The sequence below is a fragment of the uncultured Rikenella sp. genome (assembly GCF_948810725.1).
In the GTDB taxonomy this organism is placed as follows: Bacteria; Bacteroidota; Bacteroidia; order Bacteroidales; family Rikenellaceae; genus Rikenella.
Genome location: NZ_CAQIVA010000051.1, coordinates 1 through 12,271 on the forward strand (window position 1 = coordinate 1; position 12,271 = coordinate 12,271).

A 12,271-nucleotide genomic window follows, 5' to 3' on the forward strand; every position below is an offset into this window, starting at 1 on the left:
TTCATATAGACCGGCGTCACCGGCGACTGCGTCACCCCGATATCGAACCCGGCGTCTACGAATCCTTTCTGCAACGCCCGCACGATGGTCCACAGTTTTTCGCGGTATTCCGGATGCTCCTGAATCAGGTCGAGACGTTTCATCGCCCCCTTGACCATCGGCATCGGCAGCGATTTGGCGTAGAGCTGCGACCGCATGTTGTAGCGCAGGAAATTGACGATATCCGGATCCGACGCCACGAAAGCTCCGATGCCGGCAAACGATTTGGCGAAGGTACCGAATTGGACGTCAATCTGATCCGACACGCCGAAGTGTTCCGGCGTCCCGGCTCCGGTTTTCCCCATGGTTCCCAGCCCGTGCGCATCGTCGACCAGGATCCGGAAGTCGAAATCTTTCTTCATGGCGACGATCTCGTCCAGTTTGCCCAGGTCGCCTTTCATCCCAAAAACGCCTTCGGTAATCAGCAACACGCCACCGCCCTGCTGTTGCGCCAGCTTGGTCGCCCGACCGAGCATCAACCGGCACTTTTCCATGTCGTTATGGTGGTACACGAACCGCTTCCCGCCCTTTGCTTTATGGATCAGGAGGCCGTCGATAATACAGGCGTGCGCTTCGGAGTCGTAAACGATCACGTCCTTAGCCGTAGCCAGACAGTCGATGATCGAGACCATTCCCTGGTAACCGAAGTTGAGCAGGAAGGCGTCGGGTTTGCCGACGAAAGCGGCCAGCCGCCGTTCGAGTTCTTCGTGGTATTTGGTCTGCCCGCTCATCATCCGGGCGCCCATCGGAGCGGCCATCCCGAATTCGCGTGCGGCTTCGGCGTCGGCGGCCATCACTTCGGGGTGGTTGGCCAGCCCGAGGTAGTTGTTGAGGCTCCAGTTGAGCATCATCTTGCCGCGGAAGACCATCCGCGGGCCGATGGGCCCTTCGAGTTTCGGGAAAGAGTAGTAGCCGTGGCTCAGTTTCTGGTACTGGCCGATGGGCCCACCCGCATCCTTTTTGATTCGTTCGAAAATATCCACTGTATGTCGATTTTAGAATGAGACGGATAAAAAATCGCGTCAAAGGTACGCTTTTTTCTGTTCGGGAGTCCGAAGGGGGGATAAGTATAAAATCGTATTTTGGGATTATGTCGGAATGAGCGGGCGGGCTCCGGAGGTTCGTCCGCGCCCCGGGCTTCCGCGCTTCAGGCAATGAGAAAGAGATGGGCCGACTGCGCTATGTCGCTTACGGGGGCTACAGTTGGTCTTCGGCGCCCGATGAGACGCAAGGCGCGCATTTGAATTTCCACACGACATGGCTCCGGCCTTGCAATAAGGGCTATCGCGACTACGCTTTTCAGTTGCGGTGCCTCTCGGAATAAACGGAGCAAGAGAGCTCTTGACGGAACCGATTGGGGACTTAGAACCCGGGCTTGGGCCTGTTTTCCTTTTCAAATTTTGCGGGTCGCTGAACCGCGCGGCACGCCCCGGGCTTCCGCGAGAGAGCCGATGGCGGGCTGAGCTACGTCGGCAGTCACGGGTTCAGTTATTCGTCGTTTGTGAACGGAATCAATGGGGTGTACTTGGATTTCTACGTGACGTACCTCAATCCCAGCTACGCGAGCAGCCGCGCCTACGGTCTTCAGTTGCGGTGCCTCTCGGAATAAACGGAGGTGTACACCCGCAGTGGGCAATGGCTGGAGTTACCCTATATAGTTAGGTGCCGCAACATGTGATCCCATTGGGGTGGTCGGAGCCAGCGGGGGCCGAACGAGCATCGCGAGTTGCGGCCCTACGCCTGGGGTGGCTCCGGCCCGCGCGGTTCGAAGAACCGCAAGAGCAAGGCCCATTCGTTCTTGGGATTCGGGCTGCGCGCTCCGGGGATGGGCCAAAGGCCCAGCGCGCAAGCTCGGCGATCCTACGGGTCGCAAGAGCACGGCCTCTTTGCTATGAGGTTCGTCCTCGGCGCGCCCCCCCACGCGCCGCTATTGCGTCGCTCTCGCCGAGGACGGCGACCTAAAGGTCGCAAAAGCACCGCTTGAAGACCAAGCACGGCCTAAAGCTCGCCCCAGCTCTCCGCCCCGTGTCCGCCTTACTGCGGCTCCGCTGTCGCTCCGCCACTGCCGTCGCCCGCGGCAATTCTTGCCGGATTGGCCAAGTGCCAACCGGCAGAATATGCCATTTAAGCGGGCGGGCGACGGATTTAGGGGCGAGGTTGGGGTTTTCGCGCGCCTTGCGCGATTCATCTATATTCGGCTACCGCCGAAATAGTTGAATCGCTCCTTTAGGCGTGGCGCGCTTCTGTCCGACAGGAGAGAACTATTCTCTTTGTGAACAACCGACGCTGCCAGCGAATCCAAAGGCCGTTTACGGACTATGGTAAGCGGCGAGGAGGAAAACAAGCGCAGCGCAGTTAGCGAGAACCAGAAAACCGACGCTGCCAGCGAGAGCAATGCAAACATAGTTTGCAAATTGCCGAGCGGCGAGGAGGAAGGCGAAGCCAAACTTTAGAGCGCATCCCTACGGGATGCTTTGGCCGGGTATACCCGCATGCACAAGACCTCGGCCCGGCCACAACCAAATCTACTGCGCGACGAAGACATAAGTAATCGTCCCCCGCTGCCGATCCGCCGCACTGGCATCCGCATTGAATCGCGATGCCCGAGCCGCCTGCACCGCCCGTTCCGCGATGCAATCTCCCGGCGAAGCCTGCTCCACCGCAGCACTCGTCACCTCGCCCTCCCGGTTCACCGTAATCCCGACCACCACCGTCCCCCCTTCGCGACACTGATAAGCCGGCACATGCAGATAAGTCGCATACCGACCCGCCAAATTGTACGACACCGTCACATTCCCCTGCACCTTCACCGTCTTCCGTTCAGACCCGCCCTCCAGCTTGACCTGCGACGAAGAGGATTTCGGCATCCGGCTCCGTTTCGACATCTCGGCCAACTCGTCCATCCCCGACCGGAAAGCCTGCTGACCCGCCTCCAACTCCCGCTGTACCCGCTCCGCCTCCTCCATCAACTGATCCACCCGCGTCCCCCGGTCATCCCGCAACGAAGCGTCCATCTTCGCATTCTGATCCGATATGCGATTCGAAACCGGTTCGTAATTCGCCTCCAACCGACGAATCGGCTCCGGTTTCGGCTCTTCCAATTCCGGTTTAGGTTCCTCCGGCTCGTTCGGATCGACCAGGTCGATATACATCGTAGTCGTCGGATTTTCGAGCACGATGATTTTATAGGAGACGAACAGGATGGCCGCAATCAGATAGAGCACCACCGTCACCAGCAGTCCGACCCGGTGACGATAGACCCATTCGCCCGCATCCGTCCTGCGCCGACGCGGATCGAACGGCAGCGCCATCCGCTCGCGCCGTCCGCCGCCGGGCGGAACCCGACGCGGCGGAGCGGGAGGAACCGTTCCCGGCCCCCGTTTCGTCGCCTGAGAAGAGCGCTGCGGAGCCGTCGCGCGCGCAGTGCGACCGGCCCGATCGGCCGGGTGTCTGTTTGGAGGTGTAGCCATTTGAACGACAAAGTTAATCATTTTCGACAAAGCGGCGAACCGCCGGGCGAACGACAGACCGACAAGTAGAATATACGAGAATTTTTCTATCTTTGCCCGCAATAAACGAACCGAAAACGATGACGGAAAAACAACAAACGCTCGCGGGAGCCTGCTCTTTCTCCGGCAAAGGATTGCATACGGGCGCGACCGTAAACCTGACAATACTGCCGGCGGCGGAAGGACACGGAATCAAATTCTGCCGGACGGACCTCGACGGGCGGCCGACGATCGACGCGGTGGCGGAAAACGTGGCCCAGACTTCGCGCAGCACGGTGTTGAAGAAGGGCGAAGCGACCGTTTCGACGGTCGAACACCTGATGGCGGCTTTGTGGGGATGCGGCGTGGACAACGCCCTGGTGGAGGTGGACGGCGGCGAGGTGCCGATCGCTGACGGTTCGGCGATGCCGTGGGTGAAACTCATTCGCCAGGCGGGGATCGTGGAACAGGCACAAAACCGGAAATACTACGAAATTTCGGAAAAAACCGTCCTCAGCTCCGGAGAGAATAATACGACAGAGATTATCGCTTACCCGGACGATACATTTTCGGCGGTGGTGAACGTCGATTTCGGCTCCAAAGTGGTGGGACAGCAATACGCCGTGTTTGCTGAAAGCGAAGACTTTGCGGAAGTGGTGGCGCCGAGCCGGACATTCGTTTTCCTGCACGAAATCGAACCGCTGATTCAGAACAATCTGATTCGCGGAGGGGATTTGGACAACGCCATCGTCATCGTCGAGCAACCCGTTTCGGCGGACAAGGCGGCGCAGATCGGCAAACTGTTCGGACGCGAGGGGATTTCGGCGGATCGGCAGGGGTATCTCAACAACCTCGACCTGCACTTCGACAACGAAATCGCCCGTCACAAACTGCTGGATCTGCTGGGCGACCTGGCATTGGTGGGGATGAGGCTCAAGGGGCGGATCTTCGCCACGCGGCCGGGACACAAAGCCAATACGGAGTTCGCCAAACTGCTGCGGAAACACATCAAACGCGACGCAGATAAACCGACCTTCAAATACAACCCGAACATCGAGCCGCTGTACGACATCAATCAGATCAAAGCGATGTTGCCGCACCGGCCGCCGTTCCTGTTGGTGGACAAAATCATCCACATCACCGAAGAGTCGGTGGTGGGGATCAAGAACGTGACGATGAACGAACCGTTCTTCGTAGGGCACTTCCCGGACGAACCGGTGATGCCGGGGGTTTTGATCGTCGAAGCGATGGCCCAGTGCGGCGGGATTCTGGCCTTGAGCACGGTGCCGGATCCGGAAAATTACTCGACCTACTTCATGACGATCGACGGAGTGAAATACCGGCAAAAAGTGGTGCCGGGGGATACGCTCCAGTTCGAGCTGCGGCTCTCGGAGCCGATCCGGCGCGGAATCGTCAAGATGGACGCACGGGCATACGTGCGGGGGTCGCTGGCGACCGAGGCGCAACTCATGGCACTCGTGACCAAAAACAAATAATCTCAGACACGCTTTTCGAATATGATACATCCTCTCGCCTACGTCCACCCGGACGCGAAACTGGGCAACAATGTGACCGTGGAACCTTTTGCATACATCGCCGGCAAGGTGACCATCGGGGACGGCACGTGGATCGGGCCGAACGCGGTGATTAACGACGGAGCGGTGATCGGTCGCGACTGCCGGATCTTCAGCGGGGCGGTGATTGCCGGAATTCCGCAGGACCTCAAGTTCAGGGGAGAGGAGACCACCGCCGTTATCGGCGACAGGACGATGATCCGCGAATGCGCTACGGTCAATCGGGGAACGGCAGCGAAGAATACGACGATCGTGGGGAGCGATACGCTGATCATGGCTTACGCGCATGTGGGACACGACTGCGTGGTGGGCGATCATTGCATTCTGGCCAACAACGTCTCGCTGGCGGGAGAGGTCGAACTGGACGACTGGGTGATTCTGGGAGGGCATACGGCGATCCACCAGTTCTGTCGCGTCGGGAAACACGCCATGACCAGCGGCGGGACGATGGTCGGCAAGGACATTCCGCCGTTCATCAAGGCGGCGCACTATCCGGCGTCGTACGTGGGGGTCAACACCATCGGACTGCGGCGGCGGGGATTCGACGCCGGACAGATCGAGGAGATTATGAACATCTGCCGGATCATGTTCCAGAACGGGTATTCGTATGGAAAAGCGTGCGGGTTGCTGGAAGAGCAGCTGCCCGATTCGGAGGCGCGGAAAGAGATGCTGAACTTCTTTGCGGGGTCGAAGCGGGGCGTTATCAAACCGTACCAGCCGCGGATGAAAGATCAGGACGAAGAGTAGCTTTTTTGCCGACTTAATTTGTTTGAACGCATAATATTGCTTACATTTGCATCGTTACGAGCGTTTTGCTCATAGGTGAGATTTCGGAAACGGGGGTGTTCGACCTCCGTTTTCTGTTTATTATGCGGGACGAAACGAAAATGACGGATACCTGGACAGCTATACGGGAACTGATTCGCTCGACCATCGAGGGGGAGGGTTCTGCTTGGGGAGAGCGGGGATTTTTCATCGTCGAACTCGCGTGTCGGGAGAACAGTGCGGGAGGGATCGACGAAATCACCATGACGATCGATTGCGACGGGGCGGATGACGAGGGACGGATGCGGGGGGTCGGGATCGACGACTGCGCGTTACTGAACCGGGAGGTGACGGCCCGGCTGGAGGCGGAATACGGCGAAGGATGGGACTGCCAGCTCACCGTCATGTCGGCAGGGCTGGGACAGCCGCTGAAACTGGGACGGCAATACCAGAAACTCATCCGGCAGGCATCTTTAAAGGATGGAGGCGATTTGCCGCGCGTGGATGTGCTTTTCAAAGACGGGAAAAAACTGACGGGCGCGGTTTTGTGCGGCATCGGCTACGACTCCTCGGATGATGGGGCGGATGCTCCGACGGCGATCGAAGTGGCTTATACCGTGAAAGAGCTCGTGCCGGGGAAGAAACGGAAAACCGACGTCGAACACCGCGAACAGATCCGATTGGCAGATACGAAAGCCGTGAGCGAGCACTTCGACTTCAAATAACGATCAAGCATTCAAAAACAACCTAAATATCCCGCCGAACCGCGGCGCGGACGCAGACAAGAGCGATGGAAACGATAAATCTGATTAACACATTCGCCGAATTCAAGGAACTCAAGAATATCGACCGGGCCACCATGGTGAGCGTGCTGGAAGACGTCTTCCGGAACATGCTCGTCAAGACCTACGGATCGGACGAAAACTTCGACATCATCATCAACACCGAAAGCGGCGACTTCGAAATCTGGCGGAATCGGCTGGTGATGGAAGACGGCGACGTGCTGGACGAAAACACCCAGATCAGCCTGACCGATGCCCGGAAGATCGACCCGACGTATGAAGTGGGGGAAGAGGTGGCTACCGAAGTCAAATTCTCGGACTTCGGACGGCGCAGCGTCCTCGCGATTCGGCAGAACCTCGCTTCGCGGATTACGGATTTGGAGAAAGCCAATTTGTTCCAGAAATATACGGAGCGGGTGGGCGAGATCATTACCGGCGAGGTGTATCAGGTTTGGAAACGCGAAATCCTGGTGCTCGATGACGAAGACAACGAACTGTTGCTGCCCAAGGCGGAACAGATCCCGAGCGACTTCTTCCGCAAAGGGGATACGATTCGGGCCATTGTCTCGAAAGTCGAGATGATCAATAACAGCCCGAAAATCATTCTGTCGCGGACGGCGCCGGAGTTCCTCGAACGGTTGTTCGAACTCGAAGTGCCGGAAATCTTCGACGGTTTGATCACCATCAAGAAAATCGTGCGGATTCCGGGCGAGCGGGCCAAGGTGGCGGTGGAATCGTATGACGAACGGATCGACCCGGTGGGCGCTTGCGTGGGGGTCAAGGGATCGAGAATCTACGGGATCGTCAAAGAGTTGCGGAACGAGAACATCGACGTGGTGAGCTACACCGCTAATCCGAGCCTGATGATCCAGCGCGCGCTGAATCCGGCGAAAGTGCTCTCGATCGACATCAACGAGGAGACCAAGACGGCGGAAGTACACCTCAAACCGAGCGAAATTTCGCTCGCTATCGGGAAAGGCGGCCTGAATATCCGGTTGGCCAGCATGCTGACGGGATACGACATCGACGTCTATCGCGAAACCAGCGAGGAGGATGAAGAAGACGTCGACCTGGCCGAATTCACCGACGAAATCGAACCCTGGATCATCGACCAGTTCAAGAAGATCGGCCTCGACACCGCTAAACGGGTGCTGGCACAGAACGCGGAAGACCTGGCCAAGCGAACCGACCTCGAAATGGAGACCATTCAGGAAGTACTCCGGATTTTGCGGAGCGAATTCGAGTAATCCCCTCCCCTTCTTCGAGTCGAGCGGGATTTCGCACGCACCGAGGCGGACGGACAGAACAACGGATTTAAGGCAGCCGGGCCGACAAGCCGGTGCACATCAAAAAGAGGAAAGACAGATACATGGCAGCAGAGAACCAGACAAAAGTCAGATTGAGCGGCGTCGCACGCGAGTATAACGTGGGGCAGGGAACCATCGTGGAATTTCTGGAAAAGAAAGGATTCAAGGTGGAACACGGGCCCAGCACCATTCTCGATCCGAAAGCCGTCGAACTCGTGCGGAACGAATTCGGAGGGAAGAGCGTGCAGAAAATCGACATTCGCGAGAAAATCAAACCCGTGCGCGAGAGCGTATCGCTGCACGACAATGCTGCGCCCGACACGACTGCCGCAGCGGGAGACGAATCTGTCGGCACGGAGACCAAGAAGAAAAACACGGGAGCTACGGTCTTCGCCACGCCGGTCGAGACTTTGAGCGGGCCGAAAGTGGTCGGGAAACTCGACCTGAGCGGGCCGAAGAAAAAAGCGGCGGCACCGGCGAAAAATGAAGCGCCGGCGGCTACTGCTGCGGTTGAAACACCGGCAGTGAAACAGCCGGAGCCGGAACCGGTGCCCGTTGTTAAAGCGGAGGCGGCGAAGACGCCGGCCGCTCCGGTTTCACCGGAGCCGAAACTGGTACAAACACAGGTCGAGACACCGGTCGCACCGACCCCTGACGTAAAACCCACGACGAACGAAGAGAAGAAAGAGCCGGAAGTATTCCGTGCCAATGACGATGCCAATCGTCTGGCCGGGCCGAAGATCGTCGGAAAGATCGAACTGCCGACCACCTATGAGCGGGGACGCGGCGGGAAACGCAACCGGATCAAGAAAGGGAAAGTCGACGTGGCGAATACCCCGGGGACTTCGCGTCCGGCGACGGTGCATGGACAGGGAGCCAACGGTGGTCGTGGAGGGAATAATGCCGGCGGACGGTTCGGCGGGAATGCGAATGCCGGCGGCGGGCGGAAAGGCCGGGGCGGCAAGCAGCCTGTAGTGCGGCAGGAGGTGAGCGACGAAGACGTACAGAAGCAGATCAAAGAGACCTTGGCGCGGCTCACCAGCAAAGGCAAGGGGAGCAAGAGTGCGAAGTATCGGCGCGATAAGCGCGAGGCGATCCACGGACGGATGGCCGAAGAGATGGAGCAGCAGGAACGCGAAAAATCGATCCTCAAGGTGACGGAATTCGTAACCGTGAGCGAGCTGGCGACGATGATGGACGTTTCGGTGACGGATGTCATCACCGCTTGTATGAACCTCGGGCTGATGGTCTCGATCAACCAGCGGCTGGATGCCGAGGCTTTGGTGATCGTGGCCGAAGAGTTCGGCTACAAGGTCGAATTCGTGACGGTGGATATCCAGGAAGCCATTGTTGAAGAGGAGGATAAACCGGAAGACTTGCTGCCGCGGCCGCCGATCGTCACGGTCATGGGGCACGTCGACCACGGGAAGACGTCGCTTTTGGACTACATCCGGAAAACCAACGTGATCGAGGGCGAAGCAGGGGGGATTACCCAGCATATCGGGGCATACAGCGTGAAGATGGAAGACGGACGGCGGATCACCTTCCTCGATACGCCGGGGCACGAGGCGTTTACCGCGATGCGTGCCCGGGGGGCGAAGGTGACGGACGTGGCCATCATTATCATCGCCGCGGACGACAGCGTCATGCCACAGACGATCGAAGCGATCAACCACGCGCAGGCGGCAGGGGTACCTATCGTATTTGCCATCAACAAGATCGACAAACCGAACGCCAATCCGGAAAAGATCAAGGAAGAGCTGGCCAACATGAACTACCTCGTCGAAGAGTGGGGCGGGAAGTACCAGTCTCAGGACGTGGCGGCAAAGAAAGGGATCAATGTCGACAAATTGTTGGAGAAGGTCTTGCTGGAGGCGGAACTGCTCGACCTGAAAGCCAATCCGAACCGGCGGGCTTCGGGGACGGTCGTCGAATCGTCGCTCGACAAGGGACGGGGATACGTCGCGACCGTGCTGGTGAGCGCCGGGACGTTGCGCATCGGGGACGTGATGCTCTCGGGGACATACTCGGGGAGAGTCAAAGCCATGTTCAACGAACGGGGACAGAAAGTGACCGAAGCGGGGCCGGCGACACCGGTCTTAGTGTTGGGTCTCAACGGCGCTCCGCAGGCGGGCGACAACTTCAACGTCATGGAAGACGACAAAGCTGCGCGCGAGATCGCCAACAAACGTGAACAGTTGCAGCGGATGCAGGGCCTCAGGACACAGAAGCATATTACGCTGGACGAGATCGGACGACGCATTGCGGTAGGGAACTTCAAGGAGTTGAACGTCATTATCAAGGGGGACGTGGACGGCTCGATCGAGGCGCTGACCGACTCGTTGGTGAAACTTTCGACCGAGGAGGTACAGGTGAACGTGATCCACAAAGCTGTGGGGCCGATTTCGGAGAGCGATATTTTGCTGGCTGCGGCTTCGAACGCCGTGATTATCGGGTTCCAGGTGCGTCCTTCGGCATCGGCACGGAAGCTGGCCGAGAAGGAGGAGATCGAGATTCGCCTCTACTCCATCATCTACGACGCCATCAACGAGATCAAGGATGCGATCGAGGGGATGCTGGCGCCGGAGACCCGAGAAGAGATCGTCTGCTCGGTGGAAGTCATGGAAGTCTTCAAGATTACGAAAGTCGGGACTGTCGCAGGGTGTCTGGTGCGGGAAGGAAAGATTACGCGGAATACCTTGATACGGGTGATTCGCGACGGGATTGTGGTCTACACCGGCAAACTGGGTTCGCTCAAGCGGTTCAAGGACGATGTCAAGGAGGTCGGGCCGAACATGGAGTGCGGTTTGAACATCGAGAACTACAACGACATCAAGGTGGGGGATATTATCGAGGGGTACGAGCAGGTGGAAGTGGCGCGGAAGTTGTCGTAGGCTCCTCCTTATTCATTCAAAGAGCGTGGGGCGAAGAGGATTTCTTCGCCCCACGCTCTTTTTCTTTCTTGAACTTTTATACGGTTCGATCCTCCGACTCATCGTCCCGCCGCCACTCTCGGAGCTTCGGATACCGTAGCCGGCGACGCAAAATAGCGAGCAATTCGCCCGTCGGACACACCACCCGACACCACGGACGGTGGAAAAAGAGCGACGCCCCGAGCCCGATTCCGGCCAATACGATCGACGAAGTAGCCGCCGCTCGGATCAAAAAAGCCGTGAACGGCTCGATATCGGCCAGTTCGAACCGCGGCCGGAGGATCAACAATCCGACGATAGCCGCCAACAGCAAACGTCGGCCCCACCGCGCTCCCTTCAAGACCGGTTTCGGAATCGGTCGTTTCCCGGGCCAAAGCTTTCCCACCAACTCCTGCGCCGCACCGAAAGGACACAGATAGGCGCAATAAAAATCCCGGTTGGTAAACAGCGGTATCAATACCGCCGTCAGCACGACCGCGAGCGTCCCGAACCGCGCAATGGAGGAGGCGTCGAAAAGCAGCCAGTTGTACAACAAGCTCAACGACACGAAAGCTCCCTGCCAAATCCCCAGCACGGCCACCGAAAGCACCAGCAACGGGATTCTGATTTTCCGCGTCGTCTCGGGCGACAGAAAGCAGGCCAGCGACATGATGGTCACGAACAGCACGGCAAACTCTCCCAGATAGTTGGTCACGAAGTCCCACGACCGGTTTTTCAGTTCCCGCCGGAGCAACGCGGCCAGGGTCTTATTCACATCGGCAATCACGGCCTGCGAGGTATGGGTAGCCCCCGACAAAGCGTCTACGTCGGGAATCCGATCATACAGATGGCGCCCGTTCCACTGCTCCAAAAATCGGGCTTCGGCCAGCCGCCGCACGAAACGCGGGGTCTCGTTATTAGGCAACATCCTCACGCCCCGGATAATCATCTCTCTGTCCAAAAAAATCACCACAGAGACCGGCCCGCCGAATCCCCGAGTCGTATTATGCTCCTGCCGCCCGGCGATCAGGTAGCCGGACAAGGCATGGGGCTCTTCGGCTGTTCGCACTTCGTACATCACCGAGTCGTCGGTGGTCAATGCAACGGGGTGTTCGAAAAACCGGGCGACAAGGGTCGAGTCGAAACGGGTCGGAGCCTCGGGGGCCACCACTTCCCTCTCCTGACGACCGAACACGGCGTCCCGGTTCTCGCTCAGGGCATAAAGCACGACGAGCAAAAACAACAGTTTGGGGATCTTATTGACAATATGCTGCCAATACCGAAGGTGACCTGACATTCCTTTTTCGTAAAACAATTCCTTATCTGCACATGGTTCTTATACCGGCTGGTACTGTTCTTTTTGTGAACAAAAAGAACCAAAAAAACTTCAGAGCGCATCCCTGC

The 12,271-nt window shown here is 58.2% G+C and carries 9 protein-coding genes; 6 read left to right on the forward strand and 3 right to left on the reverse strand.

Features of this window, described 5'->3' with window-relative positions; translation table 11 throughout:
• The coding region (locus Q9S52_RS09455) for a pyridoxal phosphate-dependent aminotransferase family protein (RefSeq protein WP_304708938.1) at nt 1-1,022 on the reverse strand (1,022 nt) is incomplete at its 3' end.
• A 182-nt stretch (nt 1,023-1,204) separates the two neighbouring features.
• On the opposite strand from Q9S52_RS09455, the gene Q9S52_RS09460 reads away from it, so the two are divergent.
• On the forward strand, nt 1,205-1,363 hold the full coding sequence (locus tag Q9S52_RS09460; protein WP_294591646.1) for a hypothetical protein: 159 nt from the start codon (nt 1,205-1,207) through the stop codon (nt 1,361-1,363).
• Between the two features lie 1,201 nt (nt 1,364-2,564).
• On the opposite strand, the gene Q9S52_RS09465 is transcribed toward Q9S52_RS09460, so the two are convergent.
• Entirely contained in the window at nt 2,565-3,509 is a 945-nt protein-coding gene (locus tag Q9S52_RS09465; RefSeq protein WP_294591649.1) for an energy transducer TonB, read from the reverse strand.
• Between the two features lie 119 nt (nt 3,510-3,628).
• Here Q9S52_RS09465 and Q9S52_RS09470 point away from each other — a divergent pair, with 119 nt between their 5' ends.
• The 5 genes from Q9S52_RS09470 to infB all read left to right on the forward strand — a co-directional run bounded on the left by Q9S52_RS09470 (nt 3,629) and on the right by infB (nt 10,849).
• Nucleotides 3,629-5,023, forward strand: coding sequence for a bifunctional UDP-3-O-[3-hydroxymyristoyl] N-acetylglucosamine deacetylase/3-hydroxyacyl-ACP dehydratase (locus Q9S52_RS09470; protein ID WP_297627132.1), 1,395 nt, complete (start codon nt 3,629-3,631; stop codon nt 5,021-5,023).
• A 21-nt stretch (nt 5,024-5,044) separates the two neighbouring features.
• Nucleotides 5,045-5,848: an acyl-ACP--UDP-N-acetylglucosamine O-acyltransferase gene (lpxA, locus tag Q9S52_RS09475; RefSeq protein ID WP_297627135.1), complete on the forward strand. Its 804-nt coding sequence runs from the start codon at nt 5,045-5,047 to the stop codon at nt 5,846-5,848.
• Between the two features lie 65 nt (nt 5,849-5,913).
• Nucleotides 5,914-6,591, forward strand: a complete 678-nt coding sequence (locus tag Q9S52_RS09480; RefSeq protein ID WP_297627139.1) for a hypothetical protein — start codon at nt 5,914-5,916, stop codon at nt 6,589-6,591.
• Nucleotides 6,592-6,656: 65 nt separating this feature from the next.
• Entirely contained in the window at nt 6,657-7,895 is a 1,239-nt protein-coding gene (gene nusA / locus Q9S52_RS09485; protein WP_297627142.1) for a transcription termination factor NusA, read from the forward strand.
• Between the two features lie 122 nt (nt 7,896-8,017).
• Nucleotides 8,018-10,849: a translation initiation factor IF-2 gene (gene infB / locus Q9S52_RS09490; protein ID WP_304708939.1), complete on the forward strand. Its 2,832-nt coding sequence runs from the start codon at nt 8,018-8,020 to the stop codon at nt 10,847-10,849.
• A 76-nt stretch (nt 10,850-10,925) separates the two neighbouring features.
• Here the strand turns inward: infB and Q9S52_RS09495 are convergent, their stop codons facing one another.
• On the reverse strand, nt 10,926-12,164 hold the full coding sequence (locus tag Q9S52_RS09495; RefSeq protein WP_304708940.1) for a 4Fe-4S binding protein: 1,239 nt from the start codon (nt 12,162-12,164) through the stop codon (nt 10,926-10,928).
• Nucleotides 12,165-12,271 lie beyond the last annotated feature (107 nt).

What these genes read in the sequence shown, in the direction of transcription:
- Q9S52_RS09460 (WP_294591646.1), top strand. Translation starts at nt 1,205, where the DNA reads ATGGGCCGACTGCGCTATGTCGCTTACGGGGGCTACAGTTGGTCTTCG.
- Q9S52_RS09465 (WP_294591649.1), bottom strand. Translation starts at nt 3,509, where the DNA reads ATGGCTACACCTCCAAACAGACACCCGGCCGATCGGGCCGGTCGCACT.
- Q9S52_RS09470 (WP_297627132.1), top strand. Translation starts at nt 3,629, where the DNA reads ATGACGGAAAAACAACAAACGCTCGCGGGAGCCTGCTCTTTCTCCGGC.
- lpxA (WP_297627135.1), top strand. Translation starts at nt 5,045, where the DNA reads ATGATACATCCTCTCGCCTACGTCCACCCGGACGCGAAACTGGGCAAC.
- nusA (WP_297627142.1), top strand. Translation starts at nt 6,657, where the DNA reads ATGGAAACGATAAATCTGATTAACACATTCGCCGAATTCAAGGAACTC.
- infB (WP_304708939.1), top strand. Translation starts at nt 8,018, where the DNA reads ATGGCAGCAGAGAACCAGACAAAAGTCAGATTGAGCGGCGTCGCACGC.
- Q9S52_RS09495 (WP_304708940.1), bottom strand. Translation starts at nt 12,164, where the DNA reads ATGTCAGGTCACCTTCGGTATTGGCAGCATATTGTCAATAAGATCCCC.